This window comes from Acinetobacter septicus (genome assembly GCF_019355975.1).
In the GTDB taxonomy this organism is placed as follows: Bacteria; Pseudomonadota; Gammaproteobacteria; order Pseudomonadales; family Moraxellaceae; genus Acinetobacter; species Acinetobacter ursingii.
In genome coordinates this window covers 55399-82324 of record NZ_CP079898.1, presented here as the reverse complement: position 1 = coordinate 82324, position 26926 = coordinate 55399, and the positions used below count along the sequence as shown (strand labels likewise).

At 40.5% G+C, this 26926-nt stretch carries 23 protein-coding genes; 10 read left to right on the top strand and 13 right to left on the bottom strand.

The features are described from left to right. Nucleotides 1–3 precede the first annotated feature (3 nt). From rnc to I6L31_RS00485, 5 genes are all read right to left on the bottom strand, one after another. A complete protein-coding gene (gene rnc / locus I6L31_RS00505) occupies nt 4–696 on the bottom strand; it encodes a ribonuclease III (RefSeq protein ID WP_004989842.1) in 693 nt (230 codons plus the stop codon). Beyond that, nucleotides 668–1042 carry a DUF4845 domain-containing protein gene (locus tag I6L31_RS00500; RefSeq protein ID WP_005003689.1) on the bottom strand — a complete coding sequence of 125 codons (375 nt, stop codon included), beginning with the start codon at nt 1040–1042 and terminating at the stop codon, nt 668–670. Before I6L31_RS00500 ends, rnc begins: the two co-directional genes overlap by 29 nt. A gap of 23 nt (nt 1043–1065) precedes the next feature. Next, nucleotides 1066–1893, bottom strand: coding sequence for a signal peptidase I (lepB, locus tag I6L31_RS00495; protein WP_005003687.1), 828 nt, complete (start codon nt 1891–1893; stop codon nt 1066–1068). A 63-nt stretch (nt 1894–1956) separates the two neighbouring features. Next, nucleotides 1957–3774 (bottom strand): translation elongation factor 4, encoded by a 1818-nt coding sequence (lepA, locus tag I6L31_RS00490; RefSeq protein ID WP_004989846.1) that lies wholly within the window; start codon nt 3772–3774, stop codon nt 1957–1959. A gap of 225 nt (nt 3775–3999) precedes the next feature. After that, nucleotides 4000–4449, bottom strand: a complete 450-nt coding sequence (locus I6L31_RS00485; protein WP_005003683.1) for an acyl-CoA thioesterase — start codon at nt 4447–4449, stop codon at nt 4000–4002. Nucleotides 4450–4551: 102 nt separating this feature from the next. Here I6L31_RS00485 and I6L31_RS00480 point away from each other — a divergent pair, with 102 nt between their 5' ends. Further along, nucleotides 4552–5979 (top strand): glutamine synthetase family protein, encoded by a 1428-nt coding sequence (locus I6L31_RS00480; RefSeq protein ID WP_035272038.1) that lies wholly within the window; start codon nt 4552–4554, stop codon nt 5977–5979. Between the two features lie 166 nt (nt 5980–6145). Here the strand turns inward: I6L31_RS00480 and I6L31_RS00475 are convergent, their stop codons facing one another. Further along, the gene (locus I6L31_RS00475; protein ID WP_004989852.1) at nt 6146–7528 is read right to left on the bottom strand and encodes a DegQ family serine endoprotease; all 1383 of its coding nucleotides are present in this window, start codon (nt 7526–7528) and stop codon (nt 6146–6148) included. A gap of 263 nt (nt 7529–7791) precedes the next feature. On the opposite strand from I6L31_RS00475, the gene nadB reads away from it, so the two are divergent. Next, entirely contained in the window at nt 7792–9426 is a 1635-nt protein-coding gene (gene nadB / locus I6L31_RS00470) for an L-aspartate oxidase (protein ID WP_005003677.1), read from the top strand. A gap of 69 nt (nt 9427–9495) precedes the next feature. On the opposite strand, the gene tmk is transcribed toward nadB, so the two are convergent. From tmk to pabC, 3 genes are read right to left on the bottom strand one after another with little or no spacing between them, the layout of a single operon-like run. Next, nucleotides 9496–10095, bottom strand: a complete 600-nt coding sequence (gene tmk, locus I6L31_RS00465) for a dTMP kinase (protein WP_004989857.1) — start codon at nt 10093–10095, stop codon at nt 9496–9498. A 50-nt stretch (nt 10096–10145) separates the two neighbouring features. After that, complete coding sequence (mltG, locus tag I6L31_RS00460) at nt 10146–11228, bottom strand: endolytic transglycosylase MltG (protein WP_004989861.1); 1083 nt, start codon at nt 11226–11228, stop codon at nt 10146–10148. Between the two features lies 1 nt (nt 11229). Continuing rightward, a complete protein-coding gene (pabC, locus tag I6L31_RS00455; RefSeq protein ID WP_005003674.1) occupies nt 11230–12042 on the bottom strand; it encodes an aminodeoxychorismate lyase in 813 nt (270 codons plus the stop codon). 165 nt (nt 12043–12207) lie between these two features. On the opposite strand from pabC, the gene I6L31_RS00450 reads away from it, so the two are divergent. From I6L31_RS00450 to I6L31_RS00425, 6 genes are all read left to right on the top strand, one after another. After that, on the top strand, nt 12208–13209 hold the full coding sequence (locus I6L31_RS00450; protein ID WP_004989870.1) for a sulfate ABC transporter substrate-binding protein: 1002 nt from the start codon (nt 12208–12210) through the stop codon (nt 13207–13209). 25 nt (nt 13210–13234) lie between these two features. Next, nucleotides 13235–13840, top strand: coding sequence for an alpha/beta hydrolase (locus I6L31_RS00445; RefSeq protein WP_005003669.1), 606 nt, complete (start codon nt 13235–13237; stop codon nt 13838–13840). A 64-nt stretch (nt 13841–13904) separates the two neighbouring features. Then, a complete protein-coding gene (gene cysT, locus I6L31_RS00440; RefSeq protein ID WP_004989876.1) occupies nt 13905–14738 on the top strand; it encodes a sulfate ABC transporter permease subunit CysT in 834 nt (277 codons plus the stop codon). Further along, nucleotides 14735–15625: a sulfate ABC transporter permease subunit CysW gene (cysW, locus tag I6L31_RS00435; protein ID WP_004989878.1), complete on the top strand. Its 891-nt coding sequence runs from the start codon at nt 14735–14737 to the stop codon at nt 15623–15625. Before cysT ends, cysW begins: the two co-directional genes overlap by 4 nt. A 10-nt stretch (nt 15626–15635) precedes the next feature. Then, a complete protein-coding gene (locus tag I6L31_RS00430) occupies nt 15636–16697 on the top strand; it encodes a sulfate/molybdate ABC transporter ATP-binding protein (RefSeq protein ID WP_005003667.1) in 1062 nt (353 codons plus the stop codon). A gap of 47 nt (nt 16698–16744) precedes the next feature. Further along, the gene (locus tag I6L31_RS00425; protein WP_004989883.1) at nt 16745–17668 is read left to right on the top strand and encodes a CysB family HTH-type transcriptional regulator; all 924 of its coding nucleotides are present in this window, start codon (nt 16745–16747) and stop codon (nt 17666–17668) included. A gap of 190 nt (nt 17669–17858) precedes the next feature. On the opposite strand, the gene rpmE is transcribed toward I6L31_RS00425, so the two are convergent. From rpmE to I6L31_RS00410, 3 genes are all read right to left on the bottom strand, one after another. Continuing rightward, on the bottom strand, nt 17859–18083 hold the full coding sequence (rpmE, locus tag I6L31_RS00420) for a 50S ribosomal protein L31 (protein ID WP_004989885.1): 225 nt from the start codon (nt 18081–18083) through the stop codon (nt 17859–17861). Nucleotides 18084–18312: 229 nt separating this feature from the next. Then, nucleotides 18313–19311 (bottom strand): bile acid:sodium symporter family protein, encoded by a 999-nt coding sequence (locus I6L31_RS00415; RefSeq protein ID WP_005003666.1) that lies wholly within the window; start codon nt 19309–19311, stop codon nt 18313–18315. A 336-nt stretch (nt 19312–19647) separates the two neighbouring features. After that, complete coding sequence (locus I6L31_RS00410) at nt 19648–21837, bottom strand: AmpG family muropeptide MFS transporter (protein ID WP_370684976.1); 2190 nt, start codon at nt 21835–21837, stop codon at nt 19648–19650. 187 nt (nt 21838–22024) lie between these two features. On the opposite strand from I6L31_RS00410, the gene I6L31_RS00405 reads away from it, so the two are divergent. Further along, nucleotides 22025–24622, top strand: coding sequence for a Lon protease family protein (locus tag I6L31_RS00405; RefSeq protein WP_370684979.1), 2598 nt, complete (start codon nt 22025–22027; stop codon nt 24620–24622). A 60-nt stretch (nt 24623–24682) separates the two neighbouring features. Here the strand turns inward: I6L31_RS00405 and I6L31_RS00400 are convergent, their stop codons facing one another. Beyond that, nucleotides 24683–25867, bottom strand: coding sequence for a trypsin-like peptidase domain-containing protein (locus tag I6L31_RS00400; RefSeq protein ID WP_005003661.1), 1185 nt, complete (start codon nt 25865–25867; stop codon nt 24683–24685). Nucleotides 25868–26038: 171 nt separating this feature from the next. On the opposite strand from I6L31_RS00400, the gene I6L31_RS00395 reads away from it, so the two are divergent. Continuing rightward, the gene (locus tag I6L31_RS00395; RefSeq protein ID WP_005003660.1) at nt 26039–26797 is read left to right on the top strand and encodes a Nif3-like dinuclear metal center hexameric protein; all 759 of its coding nucleotides are present in this window, start codon (nt 26039–26041) and stop codon (nt 26795–26797) included. The last annotated feature ends 129 nt before the right edge of the window (nt 26798–26926 follow it).

The window sequence follows — 26926 nt, the reverse complement described above, 5'->3', positions numbered from 1 at the left end:
AGGCTATTGCTCCAATAACTTTAATATTTCTGCCGCCGCTGCCTGTTCGGCAAAACGTCGGCTTGATCCCTCACCTACAATATTGGGTAGCCCCGCTACCGAACATTGCACTTTAAAATGCTGATGAGGTGCATCACCTTGAATATCTACAACCTCGTAAACAGGGAGAGGTTTTTTACGTGCTTGTAGATACTCTTGTAAACGCGATTTAGGATCTTTGAGCTGATCACTTGGCTCGATATGATCCAGATAAGGCGTATACCATTTTAAAACGATACTTTTTAATAACTCTAAATCACCACTGTCGACATAAATTGCTCCAATAATCGCCTCTACAGTATCGGCTAATATGGATTCACGGTGATGACCACCCGATTTTAATTCACCTGTGCTTAATATTAAACACCGGCTAAGTTTCAAATCGTTTGCAATTTTGCCTAAAGCTTCCTGTCGTACCAGTGTAGCACGCATACGGGTAAGCCGACCCTCATTTTCATGCGGATAGGTCTGATATAAATAATTGGCAATGATCATGCCAAGTAATGAATCGCCTAAAAACTCCAGACGCTCATAATTATGTTTGTGACTGACAGATCGGTGTGTTAAAGCAAGCTGAAGTAAATCAGCTTGCTGAAACTGGTAACCAATCCTGCTCGGTAATCGAGGATCACTTAGCTTGGACTGACCTTTGATCAAAACTTTTCTCGAATGTTAGAACTAAATCAATATTTAATAAGAAAGGTTTTCTTATTTCGTACTTCTTGCTGACGTTTAAACCATTGTTTGTGGTCACTTTGGCAATATCCTTGAAGCGTAAATCACGGATATTATTCATGTCCAAACGCTGATCCATTTGCATATCGAATTTGGCAGGTGTGATATCTGAAGCGCTATTTTGGATGAGCTCCTCAATTTGACTATCAATCACTCGGTCATCCCAATAAGCTGGCCAGATTGCAACGGCAGCCTTGACTGCCAGTGCAAATAAAATTACCCCAAATAAAATGGCTAAATACGAAGCGCCTTGTTGAGACTTACGCATTTGTAATATTCCTAATCGTGTTTTTAGTCAATTTTCCCATTTCGACTGAACGATGGAATCTTAAAGCCTGGCTCTTTATGCATCCAGATATAAAAAGCTCGACCTGTTAAGTTTTCCTCAGGAACGAATCCCCAAAAACGGCTATCTGCACTTTGGTCTCGATTATCGCCCATTGCAAAATAATGCCCTTTTGGAACAGTCACTTCCCAATATAAACCATCTTGATTCGAATATTTACCATTTTCTATATAATTGATGAACGGCGCTTGACGAGCAATATTCACCCCTTCAAGTTCACGCATTAGATGGGTGTGAGTTCCCAAGGTTTCTTTGTGATAAATCGAGGTTGGTGTATCCAAAATATCTTTTTCACGATGAAATTCGGTCGCAACTTTTGGTACTTTTTGACCGTTAATCGTCAACTCACCGTGATCATAGACAATATGATCGCCTGGTAAACCGACCACACGTTTAATATAACTAATCGTTGGTTGTGGTGGATAACGGAATACAATGACATCACCACGTTCAGGCTCTCCGACATCAATAATTTTCTTATTGATGATCGGCAAACGCACACCATAGTCAAATTTGTTAACTAAGATGAAATCACCTGTTTCTAGTGTTGGTACCATCGAATCCGAAGGGATATTAAATGGCTCGTACAAAAAAGAGCGCAAAATGAGTACCACCCCCAGCACAGGCCAAAAGTCATATGCCCATGTGATCAGAAAATTTTCATTTTCACGTCCTTTCGTTGCGCGCTGTTTAAGCACCAATTTATCGAGTAACCATACGATAAAAAATAACAGCGTGACTGGAACGAGAATCAAATTAAAATCAAAATCCACAAAACCTCACTCGCAGCTCAGCTGCTCGTTTTTCGGCAAGATAAAGCAATGCTTTACCTCATCTTATCTATCGACTTTTAATACAGCTAAGAACGCTTCTTGTGGGATTTCAACACTACCCACCTGTTTCATGCGTTTCTTACCTTCTTTTTGTTTCGCAAGTAATTTCTTCTTACGCGATACGTCACCACCATAACATTTCGCCAAGACGTTTTTACGCATCGCTTTAACAGTAGAGCGAGCAATCACCTGCGCACCGATCGCCGCCTGAATCGCCACATCAAACATTTGACGTGGAATCAGATCTTTCATCTTTTCAACCAGTGCAATACCACGATGACGCGCATCCTGACGGTGACAGATCATGGCCAAAGCATCGACCTTTTCACCATTAATTAATACATCAACCTTAACCAGAGATGAACTTTCAAAACGCACAAAGTTATAATCCAACGATGCAAAACCACGCGAACACGATTTCAATTTATCAAAGAAATCCATCACCACTTCTGCCATCGGAATTTCAAAAGTCACTGAAACCTGATTGCCTAAAAATTTCATATCCTTTTGCACACCACGACGTTCGATACACAAGGTCATGACATTGCCCAGATATTCCTGAGGAACAAGAATATGACATTCTGCAATCGGTTCACGCAAATCTTCAACCAAACTCCCATCTGGCATTTTAGATGGGCTGTCGATATAGATGGTATCGCCTTTTTTAGTTACAGCTTCATATACCACCGTAGGTGCAGAGCTAATCAGATCTAGATCATACTCACGCTCTAAACGTTCTTGTACGATTTCCATGTGCAGCATACCCAAGAAGCCGCAACGGAAGCCAAAACCAAGCGCATCTGAACTTTCAGGTTCAAAGAACAAAGCAGAATCATTAATTTGTAGTTTTTGTAATGCTTCTCGGAATGGTTCAAAATCACTGGAATCAATCGGAAATAAGCCTGCGTACACCTGTGGTTTAACCTTTTTAAAACCTGGTAAAGTCGCAACTTCAGGTGTTGAAGATAAAGTGATAGTGTCACCCACTGGCGCACCAAAAATATCTTTAATCCCTGCAATCACGAAACCAACTTCACCCGCTTCAAGGATATCTGTTTCGGTATGTTTCGGATTAAACACCCCCACAGAAGTTACAGGATGGACCTGACCTGTGGATTTGACCAGCATTTTATCGCCTTTACGAATACGTCCTTGCTTGATCCGTACCAAAGACACCACGCCCAAATAGTTATCGAACCATGAGTCGATAATCAAGGCTTGTAGCGGTGCTTCACGATCACCTTCTGGAGGCGGGATTACATCGACTAAACGTTCGAGTACACCTTCAACACCTAAACCAGTTTTCGCTGAACAGGTGGGTGCATCTGTCGCTTCAATCCCGATGATTTCTTCAATTTCATGAATGACGCGTTCAGGTTCAGCCTGTGGTAAATCAATTTTGTTTAAAATGGGAAGAACTTCTAATCCCTGCTCAATCGCGGTGTAACAGTTTGCAACTGACTGTGCTTCTACACCCTGCGCAGCATCGACGACCAATAATGCACCTTCACAAGCAGCAAGTGAGCGAGAAACTTCATAAGAAAAGTCAACGTGCCCTGGTGTATCAATGAAGTTCAGTTGATATTCCTGACCATTTGGATGCGTATAATATAATGTGACCGATGCCGCTTTAATGGTAATCCCACGTTCGCGTTCAAGCTCCATTGAATCCAAGACCTGAGCCTGCATTTCACGGTCTTGTAAACCACCACACATCTGAATAAAACGGTCAGCCAAAGTTGACTTGCCGTGATCGATGTGAGCAATGATCGAAAAGTTACGAATATTTTTGATATCAACGGATTTTTTAGCCGACGCCATAGATTACTCTGAAAAAAAGTACATCTCTAAATGCAATACTTCATACAGTATGCAAGATGTAAAAGGACTGTCCTAAATTGCTGCACAGTATAAGCAACCCCAGATTAAAAATATAGTGCGATCATTCTGCTTTTAAAACTATTCATGTAATCCTCACAAAATGCGCTCTAAGTATTGATGAAACCCTTTGAAAAGATTGAAGCAAAAGCAGATGAATCCGTTCGCTTAGTCATAATTCACGGTAAAATCGATCGGATTGATCTCCTGAGCTAAAGGTTGGTAGGTTTGGGTAAAGGTGGGTGACATGCGTTTTGGCCGACCTGTACTGATTTCAACACAAGCCCATTTAGTTTTCCCAACGAATAAGACACTTTGGTCTTTAGGACGATAAAACACGTACTGGCGGGATAAATACAAACTATCAATCGCATCAAGCCATGTACGCAATATGATTTCCTCTCCTTCAAAGGCAGCTTTTCGATACTGTACGTGGTGTTCTACAGCCACCATAGCATGATTCATTTCCAAATATTGTTTGAGACCCAAGCCTAATCGCTCGATATGTGCTGTTGCGACATCCTGCATCCACTGGACATATCTGACATTGTTCACATGCCCCAATTGATCAATATGCTCAGGATTTACCGTTAATTTTAAATCAAAAATTGCACTCATTTGCCAAAAGCTATTTGCATAAAAAAGTTACGCACATTTTACGTTACTTCCCAATCTGATTCATCTAGGATTTTATACATGATCCCAGCCTAGGTTTTTATGATGAGTAGCCTGAATATTTCAAAACAACATGCAGATGATATGTTTTATAAAAACAATCCATTTAAACCTAAATCCAATTTTATTTCTAAAGCAATAAATCCTACAGACAAACTTAACTTTGAAGATGAAGTCCAACTATATTTAGAAAAAAATCCAAACACTCAACATGTTGATATTATTTTACATGATTTAAATGGACATATTCGCGGAAAAAGAATTGATATTCATACACTAAAACAACTTCATAAGGGTTGTTACTTCCCACTTTCAATTTATGCGATGGATTTAGATGGAAAAGTCGTTGAAGAAACTGGACTAGGTAAATATATCGGTGAACCTGATTATTTATGTCTTCCCATCTTGGGAAGTTTAAAGCCTTGTCCCATTCAGCCTGAATCAAATGCTCAGGTTTATTTGACGATGCGAGAACAAGACGGGACTGCATGTGGTTATGAACCGCGTAATATCTTAAGCAAACTTTTGACAGAATGTAATGAACAAGACTACTTTCCCATCATTTCAGCGGAACTTGAGTTTTATTTATACCCATCAGATGCAAAAGCTGATGGATATACTTTTGCCAGTCAATGCTTTGATATGAACGCACCCGATGATTATCAAGCTCTACTCGATGAAATAGAACATATTGCCAATTTGCAAGGCATTCAAATTGTTTCGATTGTTTCAGAGTCAGCCGCAGGTCAATATGAAATAAATATTCCACATAGTGCCGATGTTTTAAAGATCTGTGATCAAGTAATGTCGCTAAAACGTATCGTTAAGCAAGTCGCCAAACACCATCATCTCCACGCCAGTTTTTTAGCCAAACCAGACCTGAACCAAGCAGGGAGCGGCATGCACTTTCATGTGAGTTTATGCAACTCACTTTTAAATAACTATTTTAGTTCACATGACCTTCATCAACCCTCTCCAACGTTGTTAAAAGCGATAACGGGGTTGATTGAACTTATGCCAGCATCTATGGCGATTCTTGCACCAAATATTAATTCCTACCGTCGCTTTCAAATCGGACAACACGTGCCGCTTGAAGCAAACTGGAATATTAATAACCGTAATGTCGCCATACGTTTGCCCTGTTCTGATCAACAAAATCAGCGTTTTGAATACCGTGTCGCAGGTGCAGATTGCAATCCTTATTTAACTGTTGCAATCATTCTTACTGGACTCCTTTACGGTCTTAACCATAGCCTAGAAATAAAAAAACCATCCCACTTATTAAAATACCCAGATAATCATATTTTTTTACCACTTAACCAGCTGGATGCACTTAATCAATTTAAACATCAATCATTTATTCAAAAAACATTAGGCAAAGATTTTTGTGAACTGTGGCATACATTAAAATTAGCGGAACATCAGTGTATTTATAATAAGATGACTTTATCTGAAAAAAATTGGGATATTTAATTACTTTAAATTTTTAAAATCCCTTTACAGCTTTATATCGTAAAGGGATTTTATTTTAAGATGAAAATAAAATATTTCATCATTATTTAGATGCTTTATTGTTTAGATACTTTTTATTTTCTTCCACATAGAGAAATAAAAAACACTTATCAAAGCAGCCTAATGATTATTTAATTCTCAAGCCCAACATCGCACGTTGTCCCTGACGAATAATAGAGACTCGTACCACTGTATTTTTAGGTAACGCAGCAACAGCTTTACTAAAATCACCTGTATTTAAAATACTGGTATTATTAATTTGAGTAATCACATCACCTGAAATAATATTGGACTGCGCAGCCAAGCCGCCACGTGTCACATCTTCAACCAAAATACCGCCACGAACATCCAGACGTGATTGTTCAGCTGCTGTCAGGTTTCGAATTGCCATTCCTAATACTGGACCATTTTGTTGCGTCGCACGCTCTGAGGTTGCTGGCGTATCATCTGGCGCAGTGGTTAAAGTCGCAGAAATATTACGAGGTTTGCCATCACGCAGTATTTCTAACTGAATCGTCTGTTTTGGCATGGTGCGATTCAAATAGTTTAATAAATCTGAGGTGCGTGAAATTGGGGAACCATTATATTTCATAATGATATCACCCGCTTTTAATCCCGCTTTGGCAGCTGGTGAATCTGGGGCAACCTGATTGATGAGCGAACCTTCTGGTCGCGGTAAGTTATAGGCATCAGCTAGATTACGATCGATATCCTGTAACATTACGCCTAAATACGAACGTGTGACTTTTCCTGTAGTTTTAAGCTGTTGTACCACATCCATCGCCACATCAATCGGAATGGAAAATGATAAGCCCATATATCCTCCCGTACCACTAAAAATACGAGAATTCACACCGACGACTTCACCGCGTTGGTTAAATAATGGGCCGCCTGAGTTACCCGGATTTAAAGCCACATCGGTTTGAATGAATGGAACTGAGGTTTCACCCTGCATATTTCGTGATTTGGCACTGACAATACCTGCTGAAGCAGAATAATCAAAACCAAATGGTGAACCAATGGCAAGCACAGGCTCACCCACTTTCAATTGATCAACATTGCCTATTTTCAAGGAAGGATAATTAGTTCCATCGACTTTAAGTAATGCCACGTCAGTACGCTCATCACTTCCAATCACTTTTGCATCAATTTCACGTCGATCCTGCAAGGTCACGGTAATACGTGAAGCATCTTCAACGACGTGATGATTGGTAAGTAGATATCCATCCTTACTAATAAAAAAGGCACTCCCGTATCCTACTTTTTCTTGTGGAGCCTGTTGTTGTGGAATGACGACTTGATTACCAAAAAAACGACGTAAAATCTCGGGCACTTGTTGCTGTAACAACTCTTCCTGAGTCATTTTTTTTACAACATTGACACTGACCACTGCTGGGCTGGCTTGCTCGACCAGACTTGAAAAATCAACAGGGGTTGCAGCATCCGCTTGTACAGCCGCCATGGTAAAAACCATAGCATACATTCCATTTTGTAAAGAGCGACTATTCATGTAACACGAACTCACACACTAGTTTTAGGTTAGACCCAATTGTTTTAGCACAACTTTTTCTATATTTCCGTAATAATATGTTTATTATTTCCAGAATAAAAAAATTGCGATTATTCCATTAAATTTTCTCTATTTTGATCATTCAAATTTTTAAAAACTGAAAGTTTATTGAAAATTCGACTTAGATTTAAGCATATAGAGTCTTGCCTTTTCTTAAAAAAAAGCGTGTTATTAGCAAACTTTTTGTAAATTAGCTGATGGACATGTCTGATTCAAACACAACTCATCATTTTGATGTGATCATTGTGGGGAGTGGCGGCGCTGGGTTAAGCCTTGCTTTGTCATTACCAAGTCATTACAACATTGCGGTTTTAGCGAAATCCTCCCTGACTGAAGCCAGTACTTTTTATGCACAAGGCGGTGTTGCAGCGGTACTAGATGAAACTGATTCTATTCAACAGCATATTGATGACACGATGATTGCAGGTGCACATTTATGTGAACTTGATGCAGTTAAACAAACAGTTGAAGGTGGTCGATCATCGGTTGATTTTCTGTTAAATCATGGTGTTGAATTTACCCTTGATGAAGAAGATCAGCTTCATCTCACACGTGAAGGCGGACATTCACAGCGCCGAATTATTCATGCAGCAGATGCAACAGGCAAAGCAATTTCTACCACATTGGTACAACGTGCCAAAGAACAAAAAAATCTGACTATTTTTGAAAATTACATCGCGATTGATGTCATTACATTACATAAACTAGGACGAAAAGATCAAAGTAATCGTGCTATTGGACTGTATGTGCTCGACGAAAAAACCGAAAAAGTGCATACCTTTTTAGCTCCATTTACCGCACTCGCCTGTGGTGGTGCAATGAAAGCTTATCTTTATACCTCAAATCCTGATATTGCCACAGGTGATGGGATTGCCATGGCTTATCGTGCTGGTTGTCGCGTGGCGAACATGGAATTTAATCAATTCCATCCGACCTGTTTATATCATCCGCAGGCGCGATCTTTTTTAATTACAGAAGCCATGCGGGGTGAAGGTGCATATTTACGCTTACCAGATGGTGAACGTTTTATGCTACGTTTTGATGAGCGCGCTGAACTCGCACCGCGAGATATTGTAGCCCGAACGATTGACCATGAAATTAAACGCTTGGGGATTCGCCATGTCTGGCTGGATATCACCCATAAACCTGCGGAGTTTATTCAGGAGCATTTTCCAACACTTTATACCCGCTTACTTGAACTGGGCATTGATATCACCAAAGATATGATTCCAGTGGTTCCAGCAGCACATTATACCTGCGGTGGTGTGGTGGTAGATGAACATAGCCAGACAGATATTGAAGGCTTATATGCCATCGGTGAAACCTCTTATACAGGTTTGCACGGCGCTAACCGTATGGCCAGTAACTCATTACTTGAATGTTTTGTCTATGGCATGAGTGCTGCGCAGGATATTCAAAACAAATTTGATTCCAATTTTAAATGGCCTGATGTTCCTACTTGGGATGAATCTCAGGTTACAGATGCAGATGAAGACGTTGTGATTTTACAAAACTGGGATGAATTGCGTTCGACCATGTGGAACTATGTGGGGATCGTGCGCACCACTAAACGTCTTGAACGTGCCCTACACCGCATCGAAATGTTAAAGCGAGAAATCACTGAATATTATCAGGATTATCGGGTCAGTAAAAATCTGATTGAACTGCGAAATTTAGTGCTTGTTTCAGAAATGATTGTACGATGCGCTATGCAACGTAAAGAATCTCGCGGTTTGCACTACACTCTAGATTATCCTGAACTCGGAACAGAGCTACGCAAAACGGTACTAACTCCGCCAAGTTTTGAAGTGGAACAACCTTTAGTGAATGTAGTTTAAGTTCAGAATCTCAATAAAAAACGCACGAAAGCTTTATGCTTTTCGCGCGTTTTTTTATATCGAAATGATTTATTGTAGATGACTTAATGCTTGCTCAAAAACCAATTCAGGCGATTGAGTTGCATCGAGACGTTTTACCCGTTCTGGATATAACTGATGTAACTGTTGATAGCCTTCACGCACACGCTGAAAAAATTCGACTTTTTCCTGTTCAAAACGATCTAAAGCACCACGTTCACGCGCACGTGACATGCCAAGTTCAATAGGCGCATCTAACCAAAACGTAATATCTGGCATTTGCGAGACAAAAGTTTGATTTAAAATCTTCAGTTTTTCTTTGCTTAAACCACGTCCCGCACATTGGTATGCATAACTGGCATCGGTAAAACGATCACTGAGCACTGTTTTACCTGCATTTAATGCGGGAACAATCACTTGTTCTAAATGCTGTGCGCGCGCTGCATAAATCAATAAAAGCTCTGTATCATGTGCCATTTTTTCTTCATGATTCACCGCGAGCAGCAAATCACGCACTCTTTCAGCCAAAGGCGTACCACCTGGTTCACGGGTCAGTACAATTTGCTCACCTTGTCTTTCAAAATGCTCATGAATCTTTCGAATGAGCGTGGTTTTTCCCACACCTTCCGTGCCTTCAAAGCTAATGAACATAATTTCTCCGTCGTTTTTGGATACGAGCTTGGGTTACACATGTTTGGGTTCTAATTCTGGGTATCCGTTTTTGATCTTAGCACGGACAAATAATCCTGAACTGCCTGATTATGTTGCTGCAAAGTTTCACTGAACTTGTGTCCACCATTACCTGTCGCAACAAAGTAAATATTTTTGGATTGGTCAGGATGCATCGCCGCTTCAATCGCTTTTTTACTCGGCATAGCAATCGGGGTGGGCGGTAAACCAGACATCGTATAAGTATTATAAGCGGTTGGGGTACGCAAATCCTGTCGGCTAATTTTGCCCTGATATTTATCGCCCATGCCATAAATCACAGTGGGGTCAGTCTGCAAGCGCATACCGAGTTTTAAACGGCGTACAAATACTCCAGACACTTGCTCAAGCTCACTGTCCAGACTGGTTTCTTTTTCAATAATGGACGCCATAATCAAGGCTTCATATTTATTTTGATAAGGTAAATCTGCCGCACGATTTTGCCATGCCTGATCTAAGGCTTTCATTTGATAATGATATAAATCGGTCAGAATTTTTTTATCGCTTTCACCTTTTGAAAAGAAATAAGTATTCGGTGCAAATAAACCTTCAGGATGCGAGTAAGGCAAATCCAATTCTGTTGCAATTTGTTGTTCAGGTAAATTAACAACTGTCTTGGTCACATACGGATCTTTTTTTAGATTTGCAATCAATTGCTTAAAGGTCGTTCCTTCAATCACTTGAACCCGAATCATTTGAGCATTTTCAGCATTGGATAGCATCACTAAAACTTGGCGAATACTCATGCCTTGAGGGACTTCATACACCCCTGCTTTCATGGTGTCATGTATAAAAAATTTCTGATAAATCTTGGGAATCAAAGGAACCGAAACTTGATTTTCTTTTGCCAGACGCTCAATAAAATGTGAATAAGTATCACCGTTAGCTACCACCAGTAATTCTTTTTTACCTTTTACAGGATAAGCCTTAAATAGATTCATCCATAGCAAACCAAATATCACAATGGCTACAATGCAAAATGCTACCAGCCATTTTCTATTTCTCGCAAAAAAACCGATTTTGTTTGGCGGTTTTTTCTTGTTTTTTGCTTTAGGCTTATTTGAAGGTTTTGACATATCAGTGAATCTGGTTCAGTTGAAGTGTATGAAAAAGATCTACACAAATTTGAGCATCTAAAGGTTTTCCATCTAAATGGGTCACGGCTTTCATCGGACTTAGTGCATTACAAAAAAACAGTGCCTGAATATTTGCAATCTCATCCATATCGATAAAACCATGAGCGACAGGCACATTGAGTTTTTCCATTCGGGATAAAATCTCAGCGCGCATCACACCGTGCACGCCATTATAACGAAGTTCGGGTGTAATCCATGTATCTTTTAAATAAATAAAGCAATTACTGCTCACGCCTTCAACAATCATCCCTTGTACATCTGTTACCAAAGCTTCTATCCATTGTTGTTGATCTGCTTCCTGTTTCAGTAACACCTGTTCTAGCCGATTCAATGTTTTTATCCCGACCAAATGCGGCATGCTCATCCCTATCACCTGATTTAACACCCCTGTTTGTATGAATTGAGGAGCAAATTCGGTGTGCGTTTGCGGATAAAACCAGACGTACACATCAGCATGTTGTTCTGGCAGACTATAACCGCGCTGCCCTACACCACGACTAATGATGATTTTAAGCGTGCCATTAAAAACATCCAATTGACTTTGCAATTTCGCTAAACTTTTTTCGATCAGTGATAGATCAGCCTTGAGATATAAATATTCACAGCTATTTTTTAAACGCAATAGATGCCGTGCTTTGAGCTCAAACTTTCCTTGATAAATACGCGCTGTAGTAAAGCATCCATCTCCATAATGAAATGCCCGATCTTGTAAATCCAATGCTTCCACTTGTTCTGCATTCTTAAAACACCACATCGCCAAACATCCCGTTGATTTCTCAGCTTAGTTTAAAAACACATAAGCTTTTTCTATTTCTTTTTTATTCATATAAAATTCATTTTTTATTATTTTTTATGGATAACAACTCGCAGTATGCTGCACGCATGTTCAAAACATTTCGATATATTTGAGGAAAAAAACATGCGTTTAGCACAATTAAAGGTGGGGATTCTGGCTGCATTGGTTTCAGTTTCGTCTTTTGCAGCAACAGATTTTTTAAACGTTTCATATGATCCAACACGTGAACTTTATGAAAATTTTAACAAAGAATTTGGCGCGTACTGGAAACAGCGTACTGGTCAGGATGTCAATTTTAAACAATCACATGGCGGTTCGGGTAAACAAGCTCGTGCGGTGATCGATGGTCTACAAGCAGATGTCGTGACTTTAGCTTTGGCCGCAGATATTGATGAAATTGCTGAAAAAGCAAAATTATTACCTGCGGACTGGCAAAAGAAATTTCCACAAAACTCCACCCCTTATACCTCGACTATCGTTTTTCTTGTCCGCAAAGGCAATCCAAAAGGCATTAAAGATTGGGGCGATATTGTCAAACCGGGTGTTGAAATTATCACGCCAAATCCAAAAACCTCAGGTGGCGCGCGCTGGAACTATTTAGCAGCATGGGCGTGGGCAAAGCATCAATATGGTTCCGATGCTAAAGCACGTGAATTTGTACGTCAGATTTATAAACAAACTAAAGTGTTAGACTCTGGCGCACGTGGTGCAACCACAACTTTTGCTGAACGTGGTATTGGCGATGTATTACTGGCTTGGGAAAACGAAGCCTACTTAGCACAGCGTGAACAACCGGGCAAATTTGACATCATCACCCCATCTCTTTCGATTTTGGCTGAACCACCCGTTGCGATTGTAGAAAAAAATGTGAAAAAAGATGGCAATGAAAATCTGGCCAAAGCCTATCTGAATTTCCTGTATTCACCAAAAGGACAGGATATTGCGGCGAAAAATTTCTATCGCCCACGCAATGCAGACATACTCAAACGCTATAGCAGCACCTTTAAGCCATTGAAACTGGTAACAATTGACAAAGAGTTTGGTGGCTGGACCAAAGTACAAAAACAACATTTTGATAATGGCGGCGTATTTGACCAACTCGTCAAAGAAAATAACGCCAAATAATCAACCTGTGATCGGGAGCAGCAACATGTTACATACAGTCATTGTACCGGGTGTTGGAGGAAGTGAATTTCAACACTGGCAATCATGGTTACAACGTGAATTGATCAACTGCTCTCGCGTCCAACAAAAAGACTGGAATCACCCAGTGTTAACTGAATGGGTGGAGCAACTCCTTGCAACTGTTCAGTTTATTGATCAACCGATTCAAATCGTGGCGCATAGTTTTGGTTGTTTGACCAGCGTTGCAGCCTTGGCTGAACATGCTGATCTGCGAAAAAAAGTTAAACATTTAACCTTAGTTGCACCTGCCAATCCTGCACGTTTTGGAGAAGCAGGATTTGCCCGCAACAGTGCGTATGATTATGCCAATTATTTTCATCAGTTAAAGATTGATGTACCAACCCAACTCATCATCAGTGAAAACGACCCATGGCTACACTTTGATGATGCCATGCGTCTGGCTCAGGCTTGGCAAGTTAAACCTGTCAATCTTGGGCAAGTGGGTCACATCAATGTGGCTTCAGGTTTTGGGCTTTTCCCAGAAATTTTTGATTATATCCTTCAGGAAAAACAGCCACAGCGAATCATGCCATATCGTGATCGATATTCATCGTTCAAATTTGCCATCTAGCTTTAGTTTTATCTTTTTTTAAATTTGCCTGCTATTTGGCAGGTGTACTCTTTTAGGAGTTCTCATGTCGCAGCGATCCCGAGTGCTGCCAGGATTTGGTCTTTCACTAGGTTTTACCCTAGCGTATTTATCACTCATTGTTCTTATTCCGCTTTCAGCCGTCTTTTTTAAATCCTTTGGTGTTGGCTGGGATGGTTTACTAGAAATATTGAGTTCAGAGCGAATCCTTAAGTCTTTGCAGCTGAGTTTTGGTACTGCTCTTATTGCAGCATTAATCAATGTCGTCTTTGGTTCTTTACTGGCGTGGTGTCTGGTGCGTTATACCTTCCCAGGGAAACGTTTCATCGATGCTCTGGTCGATTTACCATTTGCATTGCCTACTGCCGTGGCAGGTATTGCCCTGACTTCTTTATATGCCCCTAATGGCTGGATTGGTCAGTATCTTACACCGCTTGGTATTCAAGTGGCTTATACCTCCATCGGGATTACTATCGCCCTGATTTTTATTGGCATTCCGTTTGTAGTACGTACCGTGCAACCTGTGCTTGCTGACATTGAAACTGAATTGGAAGAAGCCGCTTCTGCATTGGGTGCCAACCGTTGGCAAATTGTCAGTAGAATTATTTTTCCGATCTTACTGCCAGCATTGCTTACTGGTTTTGCCTTAGCCTTTGCTCGCGGTGTAGGTGAATACGGCTCAGTGATTTTCATTGCAGGTAATCAACCGTTTAAAACTGAAATTGCTCCCTTAATGATTATTTCTCGACTTGAAGAATATGACTACCCCGCTGCGACCACAATTGCAGTCGTCATGTTAGTCATTTCATTTGTTATCTTATTGCTGATTAATCTGATTCAGGCGTGGGCAAGTCGTCGTACCGGGAGAACTGTAAAATGAGCTTAGTGACCAGCAGCAATGCACTGGCAATAAAATTGCAATCACGCGATTCGACCCGTGAACCGACTTGGGTGCGTTATACCCTTTTAACTATCGCCTTGATCTTTTTTTTAAGCTGTCTGATCCTGCCATTAATTTTGGTCTTTGTAGAAGCTTTCCGACAAGGGATCAATGTCTATTTTAATGCCCTGATTAATCCGGATACGTTATCGGCTGTAAAATTAACTTTACTCACTGCCGCAATTGCTGTGCCTTTAAATGTCGTGTTTGGAGTTGCAGCGGCTTGGGCTGTTGCTAAATTTCAATTCCGTGGTAAATCCATTTTAACCACCCTGATCGATTTACCATTTTCAGTTTCACCTGTCATTGCAGGTTTGATGTTGGTACTGATCTTCGGTATGCAAGGTTGGTTTGGCCCGTGGTTAATGGATCATGATATTAAAATTCTGTATGCCGTACCTGCGATTGTCCTTGCGACTGTGTTTATTACTGTCCCTTTTGTCGCGCGTGAGCTAATTCCACTCATGGAAGCACAAGGCACAGAAGAAGAAGAAGCAGCCATTGTACTGGGTGCTTCAGGTTGGCAAACATTCAGAAAAGTGACTTTACCCAATATTAAATGGGGACTGCTTTACGGTGTGATTTTGTGTAATGCCCGTGCTATGGGTGAGTTTGGTGCAGTATCCGTGGTTTCAGGACATATTCGTGGAGAAACCAATACCTTACCCTTACATGTAGAAATTCTATACAACGAATATACCTACAGTGCCGCATTTGCTGTGGCATCTCTACTGGCATTTTTGGCGATTATTACCCTGATTTTAAAAACATGGGTGGAAATACGTCAGGAAAAACAAAACAACCGAAATGATTCAGCAGTTTCTTGAGGAATGATCAATGAGTATTCAAGTTAAAAATATTGAAAAACACTTTGGTGCATTCCACGCACTCAAAGATATTTCTCTGGATTTTCCAGAAGGACAACTGGTTGCATTACTTGGACCATCTGGTTGTGGAAAAACAACGTTGTTACGCATTATTGCAGGTTTAGAATCCGCAGATTCAGGACAAGTTTTACTGGAAGGCAATGATGCCACCAACGTACACGTGCGCGAACGTCAAGTCGGCTTTGTATTTCAGCATTATGCTCTGTTTCGCCATATGACTGTATTTGACAATATTGCTTTTGGTTTACGGGTTCGCCCACGCACTACTCGTCCAAATGAAGCTGAAATCAAAAAACGTGTCACTCGTCTACTGGATCTAGTTCAGCTTGGTTTTCTGGCAGATCGTTATCCTGCACAACTTTCTGGTGGTCAGCGTCAGCGTATTGCCCTTGCCCGTGCTCTTGCTGTTGAACCGCGTGTCTTACTTTTGGATGAACCTTTCGGTGCACTCGATGCCAAAGTACGCAAAGAGTTACGCCGCTGGTTAAGAACATTACATGATGAACTGCATATCACCTCCATTTTCGTGACCCATGATCAGGAAGAAGCACTTGAGGTGGCTGATCAAATTATTGTCATGAATAAGGGCAATGTTGAACAAATTGGCTCACCTCGCGAAGTTTATGAAAAACCTTCGACACCATTTGTATTTGACTTTTTGGGTCAAGCGAATCGTTTCGATGCTGAACATCACAATGGCACTGTGCATATTGGTGAAAATAAAATCATTCTGCCTGCAACTGCTCATGCACCTCAAGGTAAAGTCATTGCTTTTGCCCGTCCAGATGAGTTACATATTCATGCCCAACCACATGAAAATAGTATTGAAGCTATTTTTGTACGTGAAATTTGGATTGCAGGAAAAGTGATTGCTGAATTACAGGATCGTCAAGGTCGTCTGATTGAAATTGCATTAAGCCCAGAAGAAGCAAGACAGCATCAATTTAGACCCAATCAAAGTGTTTGGGTGAGTGCGTCACAGCTTCATTTATTTGCCGATCAAGTCGCCTAGATTCAATTTGGGGATGCGATGCATCCTCAAAAGAGAGATAAAAGATTATGAATTTTCAACAATTAAGAATCATACGAGAAACGGTTCGTCAAAACTTTAATTTGACCGAAGCTTCGGCAGCGCTTTACACCTCGCAATCAGGGGTGAGTAAGCATATTAAGGATTTAGAGGATGAACTGGGTGTTCAGCTTTTCATTCGCAAAGGTAAGCGTTTACTGGGTTTAACCGAACCCGGTCAGTCACTATTGGGTATTGTAGAAAGAATGCTGGTCGATGCTGAAAATATTAAACGTCTAGCCGATGACTTTAATAAAGTCGATGAAGGTACATTGACGATTGCCACCACGCATACTCAGGCACGTTATGTGCTTCCACCCATTGTAAATCAGTTTAAAAAACTTTTTCCAAAAGTACATTTAGTTTTACAACAAGCGAGTCCGACAGAAATTTCTGAAATGCTGCTGCAAGGCGAAGCTGATATTGGCATTGCAACGGAATCTTTGACTACTGAAGAAAATCTAGCCAGTGTGCCTTATTACCAATGGGAACACAGTATTATTGTTCCCCAAAATCATCCACTTGCTCATGAAACAAAAATTTCACTGGAAGCTTTAGCTAACTTTCCAATTATTACCTATCATGGTGGATTTACAGGTCGCTCCAAAATCGACAAAGCTTTTGAAGATGCAGGGATCGATGTTGATCTAGTCATGTCAGCACTGGATGCAGATGTCATCAAAACCTATGTTGAGCTTGGCATGGGCGTTGGTATTGTCAATGATGTCGCCTATGACCGCGAGCGGGATTATCGTTTGAAACAAATTAAAACAGATATTTTTGGATTAAACACCACATGGATTGCTGTACGTAAAGGTCATTTGCTGCGTGGCTACGGGTATGAGTTTATTTCGCTGTGCTCACCTGAAGCAGATATCAAGGCATTGAAAAAAGTGGCTTATCCAGACGAATAATCAAATATGATAAGATTTCTTTCATCATGATTTAAAATCTTTTTATTTTTCTCTCTTAAGCAGAAATAAAAAAGACGGATGAAAGAAATCTAGGGTTATGAGTTAAAATGACATAAAAAAGAACCGCAAATTGCGGTTCTTTTTGTGAGAACTAAAACCAGATAAATACTTGGTTTTAGATTTTCTCGTATTAACGTTTGATAGAACGTGACATACCAGCAAAACGTTGTTTGAATTTGTCGATACGACCACCAGTGTCTACATTCTTCTGTTTACCAGTATAGAATGGGTGGCAAGCTGAACATACGTCAAGATAAAGAGTTTCTTTACCTAAAGCAGAACGAGTTTCAATCACGTTACCGCAAGAGCAAGTTGCAACTAATGTTTCGTATTTTGGGTGAATATCGGCGCGCATGGTCGATGACTCCTAATTGAAGAAAGGCTTAAGCTGTTATCGCAATTGATCACTCTCGACTTTCAATTCAAATGAATTATAAATCAAGGAAGGCTGGTTAACTAAATATAGACAACACAGCAGATCAACACCACAACAGACCATTTCTCTTGGCCCACCGAGACGAATCCGTCAGAGCTAAGCACAACAAGTGGGCATGATTATACGCTAAAAAATATCAGATAGCGAATTATTCCAGTGCTGTTTTGTCTTTTGATACGACTGGCTCATGTTTTTTCGACCAGTAATTTGCGATCACCCCACACACCATTAACTGAATCTGATGAAAGATCATAATAGGTAAAACAATCATACCCAAAGGCTGTCCGCTAAAAAGAATTTGTGCCATCGGTACACCACTGGCTAATGTTTTTTTCGATCCACAGAAGAAAATCGTAATTTGATCTGCTCGATTAAAACCAAGCCAAACAGGTACAAATAATCCTAAAAGCATAATAATGGTGAGTAAAATAGAACACGCCAATACCAAATAGAACAAGGTAAGTAAGTTCACCTGATGCCATAAACCCGCAACCACAGCACTACTAAAAGCGCCATACACCACCATCAAAATGGTGCCCTGATCAAACGCCTTTACAAGGCCCGGCACTTTTTTCATGTATGGAAAGATCCACGAGCGAAGCACTTGCCCCAAAATAAAGGGAACCAATAATAACAACGTGATCTGTATGATCGATGTAGTTGGATCGTAGTTATGTTTCGACTGACCAAAAATAAAAAAACTGACCAATACAGGAGTGATGAACATACCGATCAAATTTGAAAATGAAGCACTGCATACTGCGGCTGCAACATTGCCTTTAGCGACTGAAGTAAATGCAATCGAAGACTGAACCGTCGATGGTAAAAAACACATAAACAAAAAGCCCCAGTAAAGCTCTTGTCCCAATATCGGCAGTAAAAACGGTTTAGCCATCAAGCCCAGAATTGGAAATAGCACAAAGGTAAAAGCAAAAACCAGTACATGCAGTCGCCAGTGCATGACCCCTTCGACTATGGCTTCTCTTGACAGTTTCGCGCCATGTAAAAAAAATAAAATGGCAATCGCAACATTAGTTACCATTTCAAAAATACTGGCGGCATGTCCCGATACAGGAATAATACTTGCCAGAATCACCATCAGAATCAATAAAATGGTAAAACGATCAAACGCCAGTAATTTCAACATCGCATGACATCCCTAAGTCATTTATAACAAAGCCCGATAAATGAAATTTACCAGTAAGTAAATATTCATGTTACCGAGCTAACTTGATAAAACCAGTTTTCAAATGAAATGTTCAGTATTTATTTAAAAACTTAACTTTTAAATCAAAGATATACAATGGGTAATTATATGCATTTTCAATCTAATTGGACACTTTAAACTTTAAGTTAATCCATCAGACTTCTTCCATCAGTTCCTTTTATTTCTGCCTATGGGAGAAAAATAAAGAGGGTTAAACAATGATGAAAGACATCTATTCCTTTAGATTTAAATTAACTCACATAAAAACCCTGAGCCTTATGAGTTTATCTTTTCTGATTCAAGCATTTGGTGCTCTCTCAACAATTTGGCCACCCATACCACTAAAATTAAAATCGGAATTCCAATCAGCGTGGTCATGAGGAAAAATTTTGGATAACCGATATGGGTCACAATCGTCCCCGAATAACCTCCTAATAATTTAGGGGTTAAAGTCATCAACGAGCTAAAAATTGCATATTGAACAGCGGTAAACGAAACACTGGTCAAACTAGATAAAAATGCAATAAATGCTGCACCTGCAAGTCCTGAAGCCATATTATCCACAATAATCGCAAAATAAAGCCACTGCGAGCTATATGGCTTAATCACCTTGCCTTTTAGTTCTGTACTTGCTTTTGAATCCAACTGAACTGGCGCGATTGGATCGAGATCAATATCCAAAGTGCGTGACTGACTTGAATCAAGTAAAGAATAATGGCGTTGACTATGCATCAAAGCCTGACCTTGAGGTGAAATTGCCTCTACAGAAATCACTTTAGTTGCTGAGTTTTGTAAGGCTCGCTGATCGATAATCCCACTAAAAGTACCTGCGGAATCAAGTTTTGCCTTAAAGCTTTTTCCATCTAGCTTGAACACAATCGGGTGATCTGTACTTAACTGACTGGCATTGAGTCCAGAAACTTGACCTTTGACCACCACACTTTGTTTAAGTTCTTCTGCTGACAATTGATTATCACTGGTAATTGGTAAAATCTGAATTTGTGGCTGACCTACCTTAGCCGTTAAATAAGGTAAATCGACAGACGCTGAATCTGACTGACCTTGTGCGAACTGACTTTGAACAGTGATATGCTGACTCTCTAATAACGCTTGATTTGGAATCGAAAGCTTAAAGTAACCGACTTCATCAGGATGTGCCGTGTACTGATGCGATCCAACCTGAATCTGGATATCTGCCAAAGGCTGACCCGATTTCACCAAACCGATAAAAATCAGATTGGTCGAACTGGCGAGTACCGCACCGACGAACATTAGCTTCATAATATTCATGCGCTGTGCAAGTAAACCGCCTAGAAAACCACCAATCAGACTAAAAATAACGCCATAAACTTTCACGGCTTCCGCAATTTGTTCTTTACTAAAATTCAAGTCCTGATAAAAAACATTGGAAATGACACCCGCAATAATGTCCGAAATTCGATAAAAACCAATTAAAAGTAACAGCACTAATGCCAGTTTGACCCCATACCGTTTAAAGAAATCCAGTACTGGTGCGACCCATGTTTCCAAGGCCATTTGCTTGTTCACCACACCAGCATGCACCAGTAAATAACCAATCAATAAAGCACAGGCAGCAGCCGTTAAAAAGCGTAAAGCTTCCAAACCAAATAAAGCAGCATTATCCGTAACATTGGCAGCACTTGCGAGTAGATCGGTAACTTTGCCCGAATAAATATAAGTCACAACAAAAGTTGCCACTGCCACAAAAAATACAAACACCAAACGATAATAATCACTACGTTTATAGGTTTTATATACTCGATTGACCTGTGGTTCGCGCACCACAAGCGTGGTAATGATACCCACCAGCATCACGGCTGCCATGGTTAAATAGGTATATTTCCAAGCTTCATAGATATAGTTACCTTTGGATGTTCCAAGATAAGCAGCTAAAAACAAAGCCCCTGCACCTGCCACGATCATGCCAATGCGATAACCTGCGTTATAGGTCGATGCTAAAACTGTCTGCATTTGCGTTTCAGCAAGCTCAATCCGATATGCATCAATCACGATATCCTGTGTCGCTGCGGAAAAACCCAGTAACACCGCTCCTACCGCCATCTGAATCAAATAACTCTGACCAAGCGATGGATCAGAAAAAGCCATGATACAAATCGCCACGATAATGAGTAGCTGTGCAATCAGCAACCACGCACGACGGCGGCCTAAAGTTTTGGTCAAAACAGGAACTGGCAATTCATCAATCAATGGTGCCCATACAAATTTAAAGGAATAACCAAGTGCCGCCCAGCTAAAAAAAGTCACTGCGCTTTTATCAATGCCTGCTTCCCCAAGCCATAAAGATAGGCTTGAAAAAATGAGCAGGATGGGAATACCCGCAGAAAATCCCAGAAACAACATAATCAGGGCACGGCGATCAAGAAAGGCCGTAAAAGCGGCTTTCCATCCATTAGTTTGAGTGGTCATTCGGTTATTATTTTCCAAAGATTTTATAAAACAGCCTATTCAATCGTGTTATGTCCAAGCTTTCAATATTGTTTGTGAAAAGCTTGTCATTTAAATTGAGAAAAAATGCTGTGAAGCTTGATATTTTGCCCTAAACCTGTATACCTTTAAATCTTACCTCTAGTTTATTTTTTGGATTTCACCTGTGACCCAAAGACACGATCAAATGGCTTCAACATTATCTTCAACTTCAACCACAGCGACAACTCTAAAAAGCAATAATCTACCATCGGCATTTGAACGAGCAGAGATTCAAACGACATTAGAAAAGACCACATTAAAAGCTGAACAACTGACTCATATTACTAATCTGGACAAGATTCCATCGTCTACACGACGGATTAAACCGCTGAATAATTTTCTGGGCCAAGATCGTGCCCGTGCCTCTGTAGAGGCAGGGATTTCGCTACCTTATTCAGGCTATAATATTTTTGCCGTTGGAACCGCAGGTTTAGGTAAACGCACCATGATCAAGCGTTTGCTGCAACAACACGCCAAAAATATGCCAACACCTGATGACTGGGTATATGTGAATAACTTTAAAAATCCACGTCAACCACTTGCTTTAAGATTCCCAGCAGGTCAAGGACCAAAATTTCAAAATGCCTTGCATCAAGCTTGGCAAACCATTTTAAAACAACTTGAACGACGTTTCACCGCCGAAACCTATCACAATCGTATTGAACAGATTCGTCAGGAAACAGGTGATGAACAACAAGAAGCGTTGGTTGAGTTGACCAAAGAAGGCGAAACGCTGGATCTAAAACTGATTTCACGCAATGAAGAACATTGCTTTGTGCCTGTACATGTCAAAGATGATCAAGTTCAGGAAATGACTCAGAATGAAATCAATGCCCTTTCTACCAAGCAGCGCGCTGAAATCGCATCCAATATGCGTTATATGGATAAAAAGCTGGAACGTCTAGGATTGCATTTGGGCGATCTGGAAGACGATGCGCGAGATCAGGTATCTGAGCTGAATCGTGATATTGCCAAACAAGTGGTTCTACCGCGAATTGATTTATTGATCAAAAAAAATCAGAGCGTTGCGGGGCTAGACGATTTTTTACAGCGTTATGCTGAAGATATTATTCAAAATGTTGAAACGATTTTGGCGCAGGAAGAAGATGACTTTTCCCCTGCGCTGTTTAATCGAGTTCCTGCGCGCTATCAGGCCAATGCTATTGTTAGCAATAAGCCAAACGCTGGCGCACCTGTAATTTTTGAAGACTTCCCAACTCATTATAATTTGCTTGGGCACGTCGAGCAGTTAACTCAAAATGGGACCATCACCACAGATTTCACCTTAATTCGCCCTGGCTCACTGCACAAAGCCATTGGTGGTTTTTTGATGCTGGAAGCTGAACAGTTACTTGAACAACCCTATGCATGGCAAGGGCTGAAACGTGCACTGAAGTCTGGACAGCTCAAGCTTTCTTCACTTGAACATATGCTGACCTTAACGGGGAGCATTTCCATTGAACCTGCGGCAATTCCTTTAGAAATAAAGGTGGTATTGTTGGCGGAACCTGAAATTTATTATGAAATTTTAGAAGTTGAACCTGAACTTGGAAGTGTATTCAAGATTCGAGCTGACTTCACCGATACATTACAACGTAATGACAGCAATGAGCAGGCTTATATGCAACTCATTGCCGATTATGTACAAGTGGATAAGTTGTTGCCTTTTGATCGTTCAGCATTGTCTGCACTTTTAACAGATTCAAGCCGTCAGGCTGAAGACCAAAGCTCATTGTCTTTACATGCATCGACATTAGGCGATTTAATTCGTGAAGCTCATCATCATGCCTTTACCGCAGGTGACAAAACTGTTTCGGACAAACATGTCAACCAAGCCTTGCATCATCGCCAGTATCGCTTGGGTTATTTACGTGAATTGTACTGGCAAGATTTATCGCGTGGCACCCAATTGATTGAAACACAAGGTCATCGTCTGGGTCAGATTAATGCGCTGTCTGTCATTCATTATGCAGATGTCGAGTTTGGCCTACCTTCAAGATTAACTGCTTCAGTTTATCAAGGCGGTGGTGATATTCTGGATATTGAACGTAGTGTCGAATTAGGTGGATCGTTGCATGCCAAAGGTGTGTTACTGATGTCGAGTTTTCTAAAAGCGCATTTTGGTCGTTCGCAAATTTTACATTTTTCTGCGGCACTGGCGTTTGAACAAAGCTATGGACAAGTCGATGGTGACAGTGCAACAGTTGCAGAACTTTCGGCCTTAATTTCTGCGATTAGCCAGATTCCAATTGATCAATCATGGGCAATTACAGGTTCGATGAATCAATTGGGGCAAGTTCAACCGATTGGCGGCGTCAATGCCAAAATTGAAGGCTTCTATGATGCCTGTAAATTACAAGGTTTAACGGGTAAACAGGGTGTCATCATCCCTCGTCAAAACATGCAGCATTTGATGTTACGTCAGGATGTGATTGAAGCGGTTGAAGCAGGTCAGTTCCATGTTCATGCCATTGAAACTATTGATCAGGCTTTAGAAATATTGATGGCACGACCTGTAGGCATATTGGATAAAAAAGGTCACTATAGCAAAGGCTCTATTTACGCGGCAGTCATGGAACAACTCGAATACTGGCAAGCCATTGAAGATGGTGACGAGGTCGAGGACGAACCCAAAAAAAAGAAAAAAAAGAAGAAAAAGGCAAAAAATGAGGATCTAGAAAATGAAGCTGCGGTAGAAGAAGCTGCTGTTTTACATCCTGTATTTAGACGTCGAAAAAAATAAAATGATCCATAAAAAAACAAGCCTCATCATGAGGCTTGTTTTTTTTATCTGCTGAAAAATTTATCGTTTTGGTAGTGGAATATACTGTGAACTTTGATTTTGGTTTTTACGCTCACCCACTGTAACATCAAGAGTTGCAGTTTGACCGTTACGTTCTACTTCAAGTTTCACGGTCGTATTTGGCGCTTGTAAAGCCACATAATTAATTAAATGCGATGCTGAATTAATCACTTCGTCATTCACTTTTAAAATTTTATCACCTACTTTCACGCCTGCCTGATCCGAAGGCCCACCGCGCAATACATCAGCAACCACCACACCTGTTTGACGTGGGGCTAAAACATCATCCTGATCCTGATTGGGTGCAACCAGACTAATACCCAACCAACCCCGAATGACACGACCATCTTTTAAAATCGAATTAAGTACTTGCTGACATACCTGCGCAGGAATCGCAAATCCAATCCCGAGAGAGCCACCAGATTGAGAGAAAATTGCGGTATTGACCCCAATCAGATTACCTGCGACATCAATCAATGCCCCGCCAGAATTACCTGGGTTGATCGCTGCATCAGTCTGAATAAAATCTTCATAAGTGTTGATACCTAAATCTGAACGACCTGTCGCAGAAATAATACCTTGAGTCACTGTTTGTCCGACTCCAAATGGATTACCAATGGCGAGAACCACATCACCGACTTCATTACCACTGAGTTTAAACGGTAAAACAGGGAGTTTATCCAGATCAATTTTGATTACGGCTAAATCTGTATCTGGATCAGTTCCAATCACTTTGGCAACTGCACGACGACCATCATTCAATCCAACGACAATTTGATCCGCCTGCGCAATCACATGGTTATTGGTCAGAATATAACCATCAGGGCGGACAATCACACCAGACCCTAAACTATTTTCATTTTCCTGTTTCGGTTGCTGTGGCAATTGATTGCCAAAAAATTCACGAAAAACCGGATCATTCAATAAAGGATTTGCCGCTTGCTTTATTTTTTGGGTCGTAAAAATATTGACCACTGCTGGGGCAGCGACTTTCACAGCCGCACTATAAGAAACGACGCCACCTGCACGTGAAGTATCAATTAAAGGTTTGACATTTTCAGCAGGCATTTTGACCCCATCAGCAGCAATAGGCGCTTTCGGCTGATTAAGCTTTTGCCATGAAAGAAAACTAATAATGACAATGATGAGAAGTACCCACGGTAACCATGTAAAAGCACGACGCACGTTTACACCCTCTAAGTTTGATTTAATTTATTGAAGAAAAAAGAGTTTACTCATTGTAAAGCATAAGTTTATGGATAACTGAAAAACATAAAAAAGATTTGTCTAGCTTTAGTTACTATTAAAAATATGTTTTGATGAACTTGGTTAAATAGATTCAGAGTCAAGTGATTCATGGCAAACTTAGATGACATTATAAAGTGGTGCGACCAAACCCTACAAAGTGCGGAGTTTAAAGATTATGCACCCAACGGCTTGCAAATCGAGGGAAAACAAGAGGTCAAACGCATTGTTTCTGCGGTGACTGCTTCAGAAACCGCAATTGATGCGGCTATTGAGCTTGGTGCAGATTTACTCTTGGTTCATCATGGCTATTTCTGGAAAGGCGAACCCTACCCGATTACAGGAATGCGTGGCAATCGAATTAAAAAACTGATTCAAAATGATATTTCTTTAGTGGCTTATCATCTTCCTTTAGATGCTCATCCTGCTTTGGGTAATAACGCTGCAATTGCTGAGCTTTTGGGATTACATGAAATAGAAGCATTGGACAGTAACGAACGGCATCCTATTGGAAATATTGGTTACTTAAAAAAAGCCCTCACTCCTGAAGAATTTAAAAATAAATTACAACAGATCTTTGATTTTAATATCGTTCATTTAGCTGCACGAAAATCCAATATTCAAAAGGTTGGTTTTTGCACAGGTGGTGCACAAGACTTTATTCATAAAGCGGCGCTACAGGACTGTGATGCCTATATCTCTGGAGAAGTCAGCGAAAGGACTTTTTATGAAGCTCAAGAACTGAATGTGCATTATTTTGCTTGTGGGCACCATGCAACTGAGCGGTATGGGGTACAACGTTTGGCAAAAGCGTTATCCGACCAATTTTCACTCGAACACCATTATATTGAGTTGAATAATCCAATTTAAGACGTATTTATTACAGGTATTTATATATACGTATTAATTAAGGCTTTATTGTGTATTGTTATTTAAAACAATCACCTTTTGCATAAATAATCATTTACAATGAAGCCACTTAATTCTATTACCCAGCTA